The organism is Endozoicomonas sp. ALB091 (assembly GCF_049310265.1).
GTDB lineage: Bacteria > Pseudomonadota > Gammaproteobacteria > Pseudomonadales > Endozoicomonadaceae > Endozoicomonas.
Window position 1 is genome coordinate 417,286 of record NZ_JBLYNQ010000006.1, and the last position, 15,370, is coordinate 432,655.

Sequence of the window (15,370 nt, forward strand, 5' to 3'; positions counted from 1 at the left end):
TCCAGCACGAATAATAGAGAAAGGAACCAGAACCATGTTATTGAATCCAACATTAGAAAAACTGCAAACGCTGAAACTATCCGGCATGTATGAAGCACTTAATGAGCAATTAAACAGTCCAGACATAGAACAAATGTCGTTTGATGAACGGTTGGGGCTGATGGTTGATCGGGAAATGACTCGGGGTTGGTAAAACCTGGCTGGCCTGTGCCCTGGCATAGAAAGCCTGCCGTGATGGTTATACAGTCCAGTACCAGAGGCTGCCAAGACTGCTTCAGGACCTGAGCCTTGCCCGTGCTGATGGTCGTTACCTGAAGATCATGACGACGCTGGCCAAAACCGACCTGCTCGTTCTGGATGACTGGGGGCTTGCCCCATTAAACGAGAGTCAGAGGCGAGACTTGCTGGAGATGTTTGAAGACCGGCACAACCTCAAGAGCACGCTGATTACCAGCCAGATGCCGGTTGTGCATATTCTGGTAAACGTGAACGCTAATTCTGGTAAGCGTGAACACCTCCGCTTACCCAAGCACTGCCCTCCTTTATTTGTAGCCTGAGTGTTCACGACCCTCCAGTTTTGGTCTGATTTTTTCTCATGGACTTTCCCTTGAGTTCCAACCGGTGGGCGTTATGAATCAGCCGGTCCAGAATGGCATCAGCCAGCGTCGCGTCACCGATGCTGTCATGCCACTTCGATACCGGTAGCTGGCTAGTGACGATGGTAGAACTCTGGTTATGCCTGTCATCCATAATCTCCAACAGGTCATTGCGCTGGCTCTGGGTCAGGGGCTCAAGCCCCCAGTCGTCCAGTATCAGCAAATTGACTTTCGCCAGTTGCTGCAGGAGCTTGCTGTAGCTGCCATCACCGTGAGCAATGGTCATGGCTTCCAGCAACCGGGAGGTCCGGTAGTAGCGCACACTGTAACCGCGCAGGCAGGCACTGTGGCCAAAGGCGCAACTAAGCCAGCTTTTGCCAGTTCCACAGGGTCCGGTGATCAGCAGGTTCTGGTTTTTGCTCAGCCACTCACCCGGTATCAGTGAGGCCATCTGGGAACGGGTAATCCCCCGGGGCTGCTCATAATCAATATCCTCCAGGGTGGCTGCCAGTTTGAAACGAGCTGCTTTCAGTAACCGGGCCAGTCGTTTGTTGCTGCGGTCCGCGTCCTCCTGGTCAATAAGCAGGGCCAGCCGCTCTTCGAAGCTGAGCCCTTCATAGGTGCCGGGTTGCTCACTCTGCAGGTTCAGGGCATCCGCCATGCCTCCCAGGCGCAGGCTGCGAAGGCGAGTCAGGTTTTGATTGATCATGGTCTCGCTCCTCACTGGTAAAAGCTGGCGCCGCGAATGTTTTCATGGCTTCTGGTCACACGATCATCGTCGCTGGTTTCTGCCTTGTTCAGCGGGATTTTGTCTAATCCGGACTGGAGGATCGAACGGACATTAGCAACTCGCCGACCACCGGTGTTTCTGGCCCGGTGGCAGGCCGCATTCAATCGGTCAGCGCCGTATTCACGCTCCATGTTGAGCAGTCCAAGACAGGCACGGTAAGCCTGTTCCGGATGCTCTTTGCTATCGAGCAGTTGCTGAGTAAACCACAGGACGTCGGGGCCCAGCTTTTTCGCCCAGTTCAGGAGTCGTCCCGGTGTCCACTGCTGCTGTTTCTGGTGGCGCTCTGGCATATGCTCTGTGCGGGTGGTGAAGCCGGTTCCCCATTTGCGGGGATGGCTGGCTACCGGCTTCCCCTTGTAGAAGATCTGCACCAGTTGCTGTCCTGCCCGGATTTCCACCTGCTCACGTACCAGCTGATGGGGCACTGAGTAGGAGTGGTTTCCATACTGCACGTGGTAGTCAATATTGACCCGGGCATACTTGAATTCGATGTATTCAAATGCCTCCCGGGGTAAGGGCCTGAGCGCCGGTTGATCCAGCTGCTCATACAGCGTACGACGGCAACCGGGTTGCTGCTTGAAAGGTCGGTTGTTGAGGTCTTCCAGCAGGCGTCGTATTTCCTGGTTCAGCTCCGCCAGCGAGAAGAACGTAGTATGGCGCAGGCGCATTAATATCCAGCGCTCAACGACCTGCACGGCGACCTCTACCTTTGCCTTATCTTTCGGCTTGTAAGGCCTGGCAGGCATGATGGAGGTGCCAAAGTGTTCGGCCAGGTGCTGGTAACTCCGGTTGATCTGTGGCTCGTAGCGGCAGGCTTTGGATACTGCGCTGCGCAGGTTATCCGGAACCAGCAACTGGGTCACGCCGCCAAAGAACTGAAACGCCCGGGCCTGGGAGCAGAGAAAGTCCTGCAGGCCCTGGGTCCAGCTGGCTTCAGCATAGGTGTAGCTGGATGCCCCCAGCACGGCAACAAAGATCTGTGCTGGCGCGGTTTCGCCGGTTTCACGGCTGACAATGGGGACGGTCAGACCCGCATAGTCGATAAACAGTTTTTCGCCGCCCCGGTGCTCCTGGCGCATGGAGCGTTTCTGCTTTTTGCGCCACTCATTGTAGCGATGGCAGAATTGGGCATAGCTGTAATGGCTGTGGGGGTAAACGTCACAGTATTCCTCCCAGAGCACCTGTTTGGTCATTCCCTTTTGTTTGAGGGAACGGTGAATATCGATCCAGTCAGGATCAATCAGCCCTTGATATCGGCGGTTAATGGCTTCAGGAGTGAGCTGGTTGATCAGTGACGTATCGTCCATCTCATTCGGCAGTGGCCAGCTCAGCCCGGATTCACTGAACAGGTTCAGGTATTTGGTGATGACACCCGTGCTGATTCTGAGGCTGACAGAGATCTGTCGGATGGTTAACCGGCACTCGAACCGGAGTCGCAAGATGTCCCTGATTTTACGCATTGGTAACCTCGTTTCCATTGGCATGGCCGCTGCTCCTTTTGATTGAGAGTTAAGGGGAGCGGCACAAGTTGAACGAAATCAATGCTTAAGAAAGGGAAATAGTTACGTTACCGTTACGATTCTGGTGTCGTGAACATGAATTCTGGAGTCGTGAACGCGATTCTGGAAATCGGGCAAAAATGTTCACGATCAGCCAGAATCCATGTTCACGCCTGGCCAGAATTCGTGTTCACGCTTTGCCAGAATGAGCGTTCACGATTAGCCAGAATATGCAGGTTGATCACTGGCATGAACTGATCGGTGATCCGACACTGGCAGATGCGATTCTGGACCGGTTGATTCATAACGCCCACCGCGTCCCTCTGAAGGGTGAGTCACTGCGCAAGAAACAGGCAAAACTGGCGAAGTCCGAACCTAAGTCCTAAGCTGCAAACCGATGCGTCGCTGCGCTCCGATGGGGGGTGGCCGAATGCTCCGGAATGCGCATGAATTGGATCAGAATTGCATGAATGCCACGGAGCTGTTGTCTACCTACAAGTCACAACAACAGGTTGAGGGCGGCTTTCGATTCCTGAAAAGCCTGGACTTTCTGGTCTCTTCACTCTATCTGAAAAAAGCTGAGCGCATTGAAGCCCTGTTAATGGTGATGACACTGTGCCTGATGGTCTATGCTGCTATCCAGCACAAAATAAGGCAGGAGCTGAAAAAACAGAGCCGAGTATTTCCAAACCAGAAAAAGAAGCCCTGCCAGAACCCAACGGCGAGATGGGTGTTTTTCTGTTTCCAGGGAATAAATGTCTTAACGGTCAATAATCAGGAGGAACATGTGGTCGGTTTGAAGTAAAGACAATGGACGATCATTCAAATTTTGGGCATTTTTTACGAGTCGTTATATTCCTGATAGGGGTGGTGAAAGGCAGTCACACTCCTTTATCGTTTCATTACCACAGGATAAGGAAAACCTGAAAGCCTATTGAGCCTGCCCTGCCTGAAACGTGACTCCACCCACCTGCCCGTACAGGAACGTCTAACCTGTCTGAATTTACTTGGGAACATTGCGTTCATGTGTCGTGATGCAGGCCCTCCGGATGTGCAAGCCGTGGAAGCCTTGCTGACGCTGCCCTGCCTGAAAGAACGTTGGGCGGGCAACGACGAGGCGGTTAAGAACAATCTTGTCGAGCTTTATCGACTCTTTAAAATGAACTTATTCCTTTTTTTCTGGTCTGGTGTGATGCTCTGGATGATTTTTCCAGGAACCTGAAGATTGATGTCAATCACACTACAGGGTAAACAGATATGGTTCCCACATCGATTTCTGGCGTGCAAAATGCATTTGCGAAACTTGATGATCAGCTAGATTTGCCCAAGAATCAGGCTACTAAGGCTGAGTTAGTGGCAATTGCCAGAAAAAATCTTAAAGCCCTTGAAAAGGCTAATGAGATGCAAGCATCATCGTCAGATGCACCATCCACTTTAGAGTCTTCCAACCCCGATGGGCCGGTAACTCCCATTCAGCATTGGTTCTGGGATTTGACTGTCGAGCATCATAAAACCAGCTCCATGGCCAAAATTTCCCAGGCTATCCAGGAAGGCAAAGAAATTCTGGAGCAAAATCCAGCCCTGTCCATCAATGATTGTCTGTGGTGGCCAGAATGGAAATATGTAACGGGTTTAATGTCTGTCATAGCAAACGGTGGCGGTGAGGTTGCCATTGATTTAATCACTGAAATGGGTGCTGATCCTTTTATTGAGGACTGTAACCGGAAAAATTTGCTGCACCTGTTGATTGCCAAAGGACATAAAAAAGCTTCAACACGTGGACATCAAAAACAATACCCAGTGTTCACAAAAATAATACAATCAGAAAGTTTACCGGTCAGCAGGCATATAAACTCACAGGATAAATACGGTCTGACACCATTGCATTATGCTTGCGCCAGGCGAGATCAGGCCTATATCCAACCCCTTATAGAGAGGGGAAGCGACCCTGCCATCAAAGATATCAATGGCAATAATTGTCTGGACGTATTACTGATGAGCGAGCAGAGTAGACTTAATCTTATTTCCCTGGCAGTAGCCATTGAAGCTCAGTCGTTAAGCCATAGCAGGGTCTTGGCTGACTATAGATTGGACGGAAGTCAAAACTACTTTTTTCGGGATAAACCTATAGCTGATGTATTTGAGTCCCCCGCTACGTTGTTTAATCACTTAACCTTCAATTTAAAGGCGTTTATCAGTTGTCTGGAGCAACCATCTGATGACTGCATGAGCTATCTGGTCGATTTGCTGCTCTCTGCCATGGCCACTCCCGAGGCTGTTACAGAGGGAAGAGGCAATAAGGGTGTTGCTGAGACAGCAAAAAAACATGGAGTCCTTACTGGTATCACAGCTGAAGGTGATGGCAAAAAACTAGTAGTTATAGACGACTTTTGATCTTTATCCTGAGTTAATGATCAGTAACTTTTACAACAGCCTCTAATATCTCTGCCGATTTGAGCTAAGGCTGTTAAGTAGTTAACCTCTCTTGATATAACGAGATTTATGCAACTCACTCACCCAAATAAAACAATTTTTTCTTTTTATTTTTTAGGACATAATTTAAATGGCATTTAAATTATCAAAACCAACTCACCTGGCCGTCGCTGCTATTGCGGTTATGGTTAGCGCATGCTCCCTTATCCCGGAAAAACAAACGGGCCCCGCCTTCGACCCGGATAAAACTTACCAGTTAACGGTACTGCACACTAATGACCATCATGGTCGGTTCTGGCATGACAGGAAAGATCAGTTCGGGATGGCAGCCCGAATGACTTTGATTGAGGAGATTCGCAAAGAAGTATCTGAAGAAGGTGGACATGTACTGCTACTGTCCGGGGGTGACATTAATACAGGTGCACCCGAGTCAGACCTGCAGGACGCTGTACCTGACTTCAAAGGCATGAATATGCTTGGGTACGATGCAATGGCTGTTGGCAACCATGAATTTGATAACCCGCGAGATATATTGATGATGCAGGAAGAACTGGCAGAATTTCCATTCCTGTCAGCCAATATTATCGATCAGAAAAGTGGGGAGCCATTGTTTGCGCCTTACACCATGTTCAATCTTGATGGCCTTCGAGTCGCGGTTATGGGTTTAACCACAGACGATACCCCTAAAACGTCTAATCCTGAGAATGTGCTAGGTCTGACATTTGCAAGCCCGATTGAGGCAGCGCGTGAATTACTGCCCAAACTGGAAGAGAAGGCCGATGTGATCATTGCTTCAACGCACATGGGTCACTACCCCAATGGCAATCATGGTGTTAAGGCTCCCGGTGATGTAACACTTGCTCGTACCGTAAACGGCATCGACCTGATTGTTGGCGGTCACTCCCAGGATCCATTATTTGAGCCTGACTTGCAAAATGACACCTGGATCGTACAGGCCCATGAGTGGGGCAAATACGTTGGGCGCGCAGATTTCGTTTATCAACAGGGTGATCTCGAACTTATTGATTACCAGCTGATCCCTGTTAACCACAAGGAAAGTGAAACCAGAATTCCTTATCATGAAGCAATGATGAGGCTTCTTTCTCCTTATCAGGAGGCGGGTGCAAAACTGGTTGATGTTAAAATTGGCAATGTCGACCAACGCTTAATGGGCGAACATAAAGAAGTGCGGTTCCAGCCAACCAATCTGGGCACGTTACTGACCCGGGCTTTTATGGACAAAACCGGTGCTGACTTTTCGGTAACCAATGGAGGCGGGATTCGTGCCAGCATCAATGCCGGAGAGATTACTTATAAAGATGCTCTGATCGTATTTCCATTCGGCTACACACTGACTACTGTTGAGATGTCTGGTCAGCAGGTTCTCGATTACCTTAAGGTTGTTGGTCAAATGCCCGCTAATAGCGGTGCATTTGCTCACTTCTCTGGTGTTGAGATGGTGATCACCGCATCGGGAATTGAACATGTTCGTATTGGCGGGAAACCACTGGATAGGAATAAAACTTATAAGATGGCAACTCTGAGTTTCTCTGCAAGGGGAGGTGATAAGTATCCTGATGTGAGTTCCTATCCGGGCTTTGTAGATACAGGCTTTCTGGACGCAGAAGTGATTCGCGAGTACATCGAAAAAAACTCACCCATTAGCGTTGCCGATTATGAACCAAAAGGTGTCGAGCGACAGATATTGAAATTATACGGCAGCGATTAAGGCGACGCTGCTGACGTCTAAATAAAGTGAACGCGGTGAAAAAGGACTAGCGCACACTTGCACTTATTCAGGATGCATCAACGCAAGCAGCGCTTTGACAAAAGCCTTCCTCTTGATCTCGTAATCATTAACATGGTGAGTTGTTGTTAGCCAGTCGTTAACTCTCTGCTCAAAAGCAGCAAGACAAACATGGCCATGCAATTTGGCTTGAAGATTCGCACTAAGCCCATAAAGGCGTTGTTGCTCTTGTTGAAGCTGGTCGGTCCGGCAGTCAGGACTTCCGGGGTTTTGTTCAGAGTGCAGAGCGATAAACTGCCTGGCTTTATTCAGGGTAAGCAGGGTGCGCATCAGCAGGCCGTAGATACGCTCATCAGGGCTTTGCGGAAAATTAAAAAGAATGGTTCGCGGCAGGTGAAATACCGCCCCTTGTTGCAATTGCCCTGTCAGCGCATCAAGGTTCTCGGCGAGGTGTTCCAGCGTATCGTTCAGTAGCCTGGTTTCTTCAGCAAACGACAAATACCATACCGGCCTCTCAACGCCGGGAACATGAACAGCCAATCGTTCTGCATTGTCATGGATGACTCTGGCATCAACACTGACCTGAATCCCCATTGCCCTGGTACCCAAATCACCGTATTCAAGCTCAATATTATAAGCGTTTGGTAGTTTAATCGCCGGACATCCCGGTATTAGCCTGATGGTGATGTTTTTGGGGATTTCAAAGTCCCTGTCGGTATTCAGTGACTGCAGCGTATCAAAGAGTGCTCTGGCAGACGCTTCTGTCGTGCAGATAATGTCAATGTCATTAAATACTGGGCAGAGGTTCTGTAAAAAACGGGAGTATGAACCGGTAATCAGAATGGCTGGATCGTTATTGGCACCATTGATTTCCTGAATAATCTCCAGGGTTTTCAGTGTTAGTGCATTTAATTGCGGAATCTGATGGTTCGGAGTCTCCGGCCCGCTTGTTGCTATCCATTCATTTGGCAAGTACTTCCGGGTTTGAACAGCACCAGCGGCAATGGCAACAGAAGTCTCTTGTTGTACGACAAAATTTTTATATCCGTCAGAATTATCACTACCCGAGGTAACGGCACTTACCCGTTTAACCAGTAAAGAATCCGTTATATTGGCTGCGGAGCTGCATTGTTCAAACCAGCAGCCTAACGCATGGCGCAGCCTGCTTCCCTCGGGAAAACTCTGAAGGCATTCCTGAACCTGCTCCCTATGGATTTGCCGTCCATTAACAGGCTGTCTTGCGATATGACACTGCGCCAGAAAGAAGAAATGCAGGCGTGAATTCTGATATGAGCATCTCAGTGCGGTAATTGATTGCAATACCTGTTCTGCGGTTACTCTCAGATGATCAATGGTCAATTCATACTGCATCGCCATGAATTGCAATGTACATTTCAGTCGGAGTTGCTCATCGTCCCGGACCGATACGTTGCTTAAGATTTGCCAGGCCTTTTGCAGTACATTCTGAGCTTCATTGGCGTCATCGTACCGCTGAGGAGGTTTCAGGCTTTGCATCAAATACCTGGCTTGCCTTGAAGAATAATCCCCGGGAACGTCATTAAATGCTTCTAATACTTTCTGATCATCCAGACAGTTTTGATCCAACGCTTTTGCATTCAATGCCAGCTGAGCATAAAAAATAGCTCTCTCGAGCAACCAGCCACCACGCTCATAATCCTTGACCACCGCCCCCGGTGTGACCTGCTGGCCATTCAATAACAGCCCCCTCAGGCAACATTCCGCCTGGAAACGTGCTATCCCCAGTCCACCTTCCGGGCTATCCGGGAAATCCCTGACCACTGAATCCGGTGTGACCAGCTGACCATTCAATATCAGGCCCCACAGGCAACATTGTTCCTTAAAGCGTGCCAGCTCCAGTGGTGCGTTGGCTATCTGGTAGCCCTCAACCACTTCATCCGCTGTAACCTGCCGACCATTCAATGTCTGCCTCCTGAGGCAACACTCCGCTTTGAAGCGTGCCTCTTCCAGTGTTGCTTTGATTGCCTGATAATTCTTAACCACGACATCCGTTGTCACTTGCTGGCCATTCAACAACAGCCCCTTCAGGCAACATTGTTCCTGAAAACGCGCTAGCGACAGTGTCGCCTTTAATGCCTGATAGCCCCTAACCACCTCATCCGGCGTGAACTGCCGACCATTCAACAACAGTCCCCTCAGGCAACATTGTTCCTGAAAGCGCACCAACTCCAGTTTTGCGTTGGCTGCCTGATAATCCTTAACCACCGCATTTGGTGAAATCTGCCGACCATTCAACATCAGGCCCTTCAGGCAGCATTGTTCCTTAAAACGCGCTATCCCCAGTTTGCCTTCCGGGCTACCCGGAAAATCCTTAACCACTTCACCCGGTGTAACCTGATAGCCATATAACGGCAGACACTTCAGGCAACATTCGGCCTTGAAGCGTGCTATTGCTAATTTGTACTTATTCTTTCGGTCCGGCTGCCGGTTGAATGCCTGAATGACCTGATCCGGGGTAACTTTTCTATTGCCATGTAAAACGTTCTGTAAACAGAGCTTTTGCAGGAAGAACCCGCTTCTGAGAGACGTTTTCTCATTTTCATAGGTAGCAAGCACTACAGCCGTGGTTATCTGACGCCCTTCTAATGTTTTTTTTTGCCAAAAGGCATCCTCAGTACATTTGCCAATATCTGAGGGGATAGCTGTGGCTCTATAAGACGGATGACTTGCAACACTTTTGCAGTTACAGGTGCTTTTTGAACAATCAGGAACCCCGCCTGAACTGGCTTGTTGACCAAACCGACCAGCAGAATGTGGAGATGAGTAGGTTGATGCTGTTGCTTTCAGAATAAAACCCGGCGCACTTTAACCATAAATACCACTGTCAGACCTGAAAATAATGGTTAGGTTCCTGTGTGGAGTGTTCGGGGGAGGAGCAGTCGGTGATCATATTTACCTGGTCATATTCAGGATGCATCATCGCCAGCAGTGCTTTGATAAAGCCCTTCCTCTTGATCTGGTAATCATTATGCATGGTCGATAGACAGCCATTTACCCGTTGCTCAAAATCATGACGGCAAACATGGCCATTCAATTTCGTTTGAAGCTTCGCAGTCAGTGTATGCAGGCGTTGTTGTTGTTCTTGCAGCTGGTCAGTCCGAAAGTCTGATCTTCCGGTTTGTTGCTCAGAGTACAGAGCGATAAATTGCCTGGCTTTATTCAGAGTAAGCAGGGAGCGCATCAGCAAGCCATAAATACGTTCCCCGGTGTTCACAGGGTTGTTAAAAAGAAGCGTTCGGGGTAAGTCAAATACCGCCCCTTGTTGCAATTGCTCTGTCAACGGGTCGAGGTTCTCAGCGAGGTGTTCCAGCGTATCGTTCATAAGCCTGGTTTCTTCAGCAAACGACAAATACCATACCGGCCTCTCAACGCCGGGAACGCGAACGGCAGATGGCTCTGCATTCTCATGGATGACTCTGTCATCAACACTGACCTGAAACTCCATTGCTTTAGCACCCAAATCACCGTCTATAAGATGAATGTTGTAGGCTTTTGGCAGTTTAATCGCCTGACATCCCGGGATTGATGTGATGCTGATGTTTGTTGGCATTTCTGAATCCCTGTCGGTGTTCAGTGCCTGCAGCTTGTCAAAAAGCGCTCTGGCGACCTCTTCTGTCGTGCAGATAATATCAATATCATTAAATACCGGGCAGAGGTTCTGTAAAAAACGTGAGTATGAACCGGTAATCAGAATGGTTGGAGCGGTATTGGCACCATTGATTTCCTGAATAACCTCCAGTGTTTTCAGCGTTAGCGCATTTAACTGTGGAACTCCCCGGACACTCGTTGCGCCTGTTCGTGGCCATTGTTTCAGGGGTTGATACCCTCTGACGATCATTGCCCAGGTAGCAGACACAGGTTTTGTTTCATCCCGGTATTCCCTGGCCTGATAAGGGAATAGTTCCTCCCTGTCAGGATTGGCAACGGATACCTCTACCGATGTTGCTCTTCGGCCAAAGCTCTCTGTATCGGGTATCACTTCGGAGAGGAAATCCGATTTGAACAGCAACTCATCCATGATATTGGATGCCGGGCTGCATTGTTCAAACCAGCAGTTTAAAGCGTGGCGGAGCTTGCTGGCTTCAGGAAAACTCTGAAGACACGCCATAACCTGATCTTTATGGATCTGTCGTTTATTAACAGACTGGCTGTTGATACAGCAGTATGCCAGGAAAAAGAAATGCAGGCGTGAATTCTGAAATGAACGCCTCAGTATTTTGATGGAATGCAATACCTGCTCTGCGGACACCCGCTTATGATCAATTCGCAACTCATGATGCATAGCCATGAATTTCAATATGCATTGCAGCCGGTGTTGTTCATCACCTTTGACCGATACGTTGTCCAAGATTCGCCAGGCCGCTTGCAGCAAATCCTGAACTTCTTTGGTTTCATCGTACCGCCAGGATTGTCTCAGCCTTTGAATCAGATACCTGACCTGCTTTGAAGAATGATCCCCCGGAGCTTGATGAAACGCGTCCAATACTTCCTTGTTATCCAGATAGCGGCCATTCAATACCCTGTCACTCAATGCCAGCTGAGCATAGAAAATTGCACTTTCAAGCAGCCATCCACCCCGCGCATAATCCTTAACCACCTCATCCGGTGCCACCTGCCGACCATTCAACGTCAGGCCCCTCAGGCAACATTCTGCTTTAAAGCGTGCCAGCTCCCGTGTTGCCCTGAGTGCCTGAAAGTCCCTGACCACTGCCTCTGGTGTCACCTGTCGGCCATTCAATGGGAGCCCTCTCAGACAACATTCCGCCTTTAAGCGTGCCTGCTCCAGTGTTGCGTTGGCTGCCTGATAATCCCTGACCACCATATCCGGTGTTACCTGCTGGCCATTCAACATCAGCCCATTCATACAACATTGCTCTTTAAAGCGCGCCAGCGCCAGTGTCGCTTTGGCTGCCTGAAAATCCCTGACCACCTCATCCGGTGTCACCTGCTGGCCGTTCAGTGGCACACCTCTCAGGCAACATTCCGCTTTAAAGCGCGCCAGCCCCAGTGTTGATTTGGCTGCCTGAAAATCCTTAAAAACGGCCTCCGGTGTCACCTGCCGGTCATTCAACGCCAGCCCCAGCAGGCAACATTGCTGCTTAAAGCGTGCCAACTCCAGTTTTGCGTTGGCTGCCTGAAAGTCCTTAACCACCGCCTCCGCTGTGACCAGTTGGCCATTCAATTTCACTCCCTTCAGGCAACAATGTTCCTTAAAACGCCCCAGCGCCTTTGTTGCCCCGGCTGCCTGAAAATCTTTAACCACCGCCTCCGTTGTGACTTGCTGGCCATTCAACATCACCTTCTTCAGGTAACAGTGTTCCTTAAAGTGAGCCAGGGACAGTCTGCCCTTCGGGCTATCCGGGAAATCCTTAACCACGACATCCGGTGTGAACTGCCGGTCGTTCAACGCCAAGCCACTCAGGCAACATTTTTCCTTGAAGTGCGCCAGTGCCATTCTGCCCTCCGGGCTATCCGGGAAATCCTTAACCACTGCCTCCGGTGTGAGCCGTTGGTCGTTCATTGACAGCCCCTTCAGGCAACATTCCGCTTTGAAGCACGCTATCGCTAAATTGCTCTTATTGTGATCTGGTTTCAGGTTAAACGCCCGGACAACCTGATCCGGGGTGATGTTTCTATTGTTATGGAGAATGTTCCTTAAGCAGAGTTTTTGCAGGAAGAAGCCGCTTCTAAGAGACGTTCTATCATTGCCGTAGGCTGTAATCACACAAGCCGTGGTGATTTGACGCCCATGCAACATTTTTTGTTGCCAAAAGGCATCTTCAATACGTCTGCTATCGTCCAGATTCTTGGCTGTACCACCAGAGGACTGATGATTAGAGACTCTTTTACCATTATATGTACTTATATAGTGGTTAGACGTCCCACTTGAACCGGCTTGCAGTTCAACCCGGCCATCAGGCTTTGGACGGGTATAGGTTGATGCCATTGCTTTCAGAATAAAACCCTGCGCAGTTGAACTATAAACACCGCAGTTTGACCTCAAAACGGTTATTAGGTTCACTCGCTTGTGGTTCGTGGGCTTTGCTTTGCCCCCATTCGCCATTGCGGGGCGACCAGTAACCCGAAATCACCTAATAAAGGCACGGCAATAACAGCGTAAAAACGACACCCGCCAGCAAATCCGTATTGGCCAAGCCAAACAGAAGATAGTTAATATCGTTATAGTCAAACTGTATGATCTGGTATCCAGCAAACAGGGCCAGAGCACAGAACCCAAGGTCTACCAATCGGCCAGTCACCATTATCGGGCTGCCTTCTTGTTTATTCCCGGAGTTTTTAATGAGTGGATAATGCAGAAAAATCAGTACCACCACCCAGGTCAGGTGAGCTGGCCTGAAGTACGCTGCATAAATGGTTGAGGTCACGCCCTGCCAGATCTGGAACACTGACAGCAGCACAGCAAGGGCTAACAACAAATAGCCCAAACCTTGCTGTAATACTCCTTCTTAATGATCACTAAAATAATAGACGAAAAATGTAGTTAATAACTTCCATGGGATTAACTAATAGCACAGAAAAAATTTCAATTTGATACTCTGTTTTTTTCAAGGCGGGGTTTTCCACTTCAATTTTCTCATTTGCTTTGAGAAATTTCTTTATCGTTTCATCATTAAAATCCATGTTGTAGTCATTAAATTTATCCAACACTTCTTCTACCATTTGCCGAAGCTCAGCTGAATTAGCACTTTTTAAATCTTCGTGCAAACGTAGTCTTGTTTCTTTGGCACAACTGACTGCTCTTTGATACTTGTCATCCCGGGATTCGGAAGATTCTTCATTACCAAACACATCTAACAATGAAGTTAATAAACTTAAATGGCGTATGAGATACTCTCTCAGAGAGGGTCTGGTCATGGCTTCATCACAAAAATCGCTGGTCAAAACTGTATTTTTCAAGATACTTTGACCAGTATAAAACCACTTCAGAATTGACCTTTCAACTGATTGACCTTCAGGTGTTCGAAAATGATCACATAAAATTTGAGCATTGTTATGTAATTGAGATTCAGGATCAGATTCTGTTTCAGAGCAAAAACATGCGAGTTCAAGCAGAGTATGATGGAGTTGAGTTTTTTCCTGGGTTACATTCCTGAGAACCTCTTTACGCAGAGCTATCCGTTCGTGCATATTAGCTCCATAGTTTAATAAAATCTCGATCATCTTTGCTGCTGCAGGAGTCCTGGAAGATGTTGCCATAAATAATGGTGATTGCTGAATGGGATTAGCCGAATCAATATTATTTGGATCTCCACCATTTGCGAGCAGTTGCTCCAGAATAATGTGGTTTCCATATACAATTGCAAACATAACAGGAGTAAACCAAAGCAGCCCTGGTGGTATTGATTCATTCTCTCCAAAGTTGCCAATGGATCTGAATCCAATCTTATCATCCCCAGCGCAACGAATTTTGAAGTTGGGGTCAGCCTTGTGCTCCAAAAGGATTTTCGTGGTCTCGGCGTAACCCTTTTTTATGGCCATGATCAATCCGGTAATACCATCTTTCCTGGGGTTGTCAGGATCAAACTGTTTGGATTTGGTCATCACCTGAATGACCTTCGTTTGATTTTCCTGCGCAGCAATAGTTAGAGCACTACTCTGAAGGGAAGAAAATGGATTGTTTTCACAGGGATTTGCCTGATGGTCGATTAATGTCTCGACAACTGCTGCATGACCACGCCGGGCAGCATATATCATCGGAGTGTCTTTTTTATCGCTGAACGACAGTGGGCAACTGAACCATTCCTTCCGTGTTTTTTCATCCGTACCCGATAATAGACGAGCAAGCTTCTCGCCATCATCCGAGTTGCACGACTCTTGAAAGCAAGAGGTTAAAGCCTCCGGTGTTATCTGAACTATTGCGTAAGGTTGTGAAAGCACATTGGGCATTTCAAGCCGTGCTTTTTTAGCAGCGGGCTCAGAGTTAACATCGACCCTGGTTATGGTGAAATCAGCTAACGGTACGGTCTCAGGTGCAGGAGGACTGCGATGTTCGCAGGGAATCTGAGGAATGCCCGTTGCAGTCTTATTATCCTTATTATCCGACGGTTTTTCCGGGATAGCTCTGGATTGTGCGGAAGGGACTAATGAATAATTGCAGTTCATTGTTGTTGGACCTCAGTCATTTGTCAGATACATTTTTGGACTCTCAACTGGATAAAAATGACAGTCACATCCTGTCGGGCAAAGTGCAAAAACGGACCGGGTAGAGTCCTACCGTACATTTTCACGACAATTCATAGTCAAA

Annotated in this window: 9 protein-coding genes and 3 pseudogenes; 6 read left to right on the top strand and 6 right to left on the bottom strand. The window is 48.4% G+C overall.

Features of this window, described 5'->3' with window-relative positions:
- Positions 1-34: 34 nt before the first annotated feature.
- A pseudogene (locus tag ACO6UX_RS08875) lies at positions 35-467 on the top strand (ATP-binding protein); the annotation flags it as partial.
- Positions 468-561: 94 nt separating this feature from the next.
- On the opposite strand, the gene istB reads toward ACO6UX_RS08875, so the two are convergent.
- Both istB and istA read right to left on the bottom strand, forming a co-directional pair.
- Positions 562-1,305, bottom strand: coding sequence for an IS21-like element helper ATPase IstB (istB, locus tag ACO6UX_RS08880; RefSeq protein WP_422444680.1), 744 nt, complete (start codon positions 1,303-1,305; stop codon positions 562-564).
- Between the two features lie 11 nt (positions 1,306-1,316).
- Positions 1,317-2,846, bottom strand: a complete 1,530-nt coding sequence (gene istA / locus ACO6UX_RS08885) for an IS21 family transposase (protein ID WP_422444748.1) — start codon at positions 2,844-2,846, stop codon at positions 1,317-1,319.
- Positions 2,847-3,115: 269 nt separating this feature from the next.
- On the opposite strand from istA, the pseudogene ACO6UX_RS08890 reads away from it, so the two are divergent.
- The 5 genes and pseudogenes from ACO6UX_RS08890 to ushA all read left to right on the top strand — a co-directional run.
- Positions 3,116-3,271, top strand: a pseudogene (locus ACO6UX_RS08890) (ATP-binding protein); the annotation flags it as partial.
- Positions 3,272-3,363: 92 nt separating this feature from the next.
- Positions 3,364-3,690: pseudogene (locus ACO6UX_RS08895) on the top strand (IS1634 family transposase); the annotation flags it as partial.
- Positions 3,691-3,936: 246 nt separating this feature from the next.
- Positions 3,937-4,107 (top strand): hypothetical protein, encoded by a 171-nt coding sequence (locus ACO6UX_RS08900; RefSeq protein ID WP_422446815.1) that lies wholly within the window; start codon positions 3,937-3,939, stop codon positions 4,105-4,107.
- A gap of 35 nt (positions 4,108-4,142) precedes the next feature.
- The gene (locus tag ACO6UX_RS08905) at positions 4,143-5,279 is read left to right on the top strand and encodes a hypothetical protein (protein ID WP_422446817.1); all 1,137 of its coding nucleotides are present in this window, start codon (positions 4,143-4,145) and stop codon (positions 5,277-5,279) included.
- Positions 5,280-5,448: 169 nt separating this feature from the next.
- On the top strand, positions 5,449-7,047 hold the full coding sequence (gene ushA / locus ACO6UX_RS08910; protein WP_422446819.1) for a bifunctional UDP-sugar hydrolase/5'-nucleotidase UshA: 1,599 nt from the start codon (positions 5,449-5,451) through the stop codon (positions 7,045-7,047).
- Between the two features lie 63 nt (positions 7,048-7,110).
- Here ushA and ACO6UX_RS08915 read toward each other — a convergent pair whose 3' ends face one another.
- The 4 genes from ACO6UX_RS08915 to ACO6UX_RS08930 all read right to left on the bottom strand — a co-directional run bounded on the left by ACO6UX_RS08915 (position 7,111) and on the right by ACO6UX_RS08930 (position 15,228).
- On the bottom strand, positions 7,111-9,660 hold the full coding sequence (locus ACO6UX_RS08915) for a hypothetical protein (protein ID WP_422446821.1): 2,550 nt from the start codon (positions 9,658-9,660) through the stop codon (positions 7,111-7,113).
- 268 nt (positions 9,661-9,928) lie between these two features.
- Entirely contained in the window at positions 9,929-13,051 is a 3,123-nt protein-coding gene (locus tag ACO6UX_RS08920) for a hypothetical protein (RefSeq protein ID WP_422446823.1), read from the bottom strand.
- Positions 13,052-13,196: 145 nt separating this feature from the next.
- Entirely contained in the window at positions 13,197-13,538 is a 342-nt protein-coding gene (locus tag ACO6UX_RS08925; RefSeq protein WP_422446825.1) for a hypothetical protein, read from the bottom strand.
- A 43-nt stretch (positions 13,539-13,581) separates the two neighbouring features.
- A complete protein-coding gene (locus tag ACO6UX_RS08930; protein WP_422446827.1) occupies positions 13,582-15,228 on the bottom strand; it encodes an ankyrin repeat domain-containing protein in 1,647 nt (548 codons plus the stop codon).
- Between the last annotated feature and the right edge of the window lie 142 nt (positions 15,229-15,370).

What these genes read in the sequence shown, in the direction of transcription:
- ushA (WP_422446819.1), top strand. Translation starts at nt 5,449, where the DNA reads ATGGCATTTAAATTATCAAAACCAACTCACCTGGCCGTCGCTGCTATT.
- istA (WP_422444748.1), bottom strand. Translation starts at nt 2,846, where the DNA reads ATGCGTAAAATCAGGGACATCTTGCGACTCCGGTTCGAGTGCCGGTTA.
- ACO6UX_RS08905 (WP_422446817.1), top strand. Translation starts at nt 4,143, where the DNA reads ATGGTTCCCACATCGATTTCTGGCGTGCAAAATGCATTTGCGAAACTT.
- ACO6UX_RS08920 (WP_422446823.1), bottom strand. Translation starts at nt 13,051, where the DNA reads ATGGCATCAACCTATACCCGTCCAAAGCCTGATGGCCGGGTTGAACTG.
- ACO6UX_RS08930 (WP_422446827.1), bottom strand. Translation starts at nt 15,228, where the DNA reads ATGAACTGCAATTATTCATTAGTCCCTTCCGCACAATCCAGAGCTATC.
- istB (WP_422444680.1), bottom strand. Translation starts at nt 1,305, where the DNA reads ATGATCAATCAAAACCTGACTCGCCTTCGCAGCCTGCGCCTGGGAGGC.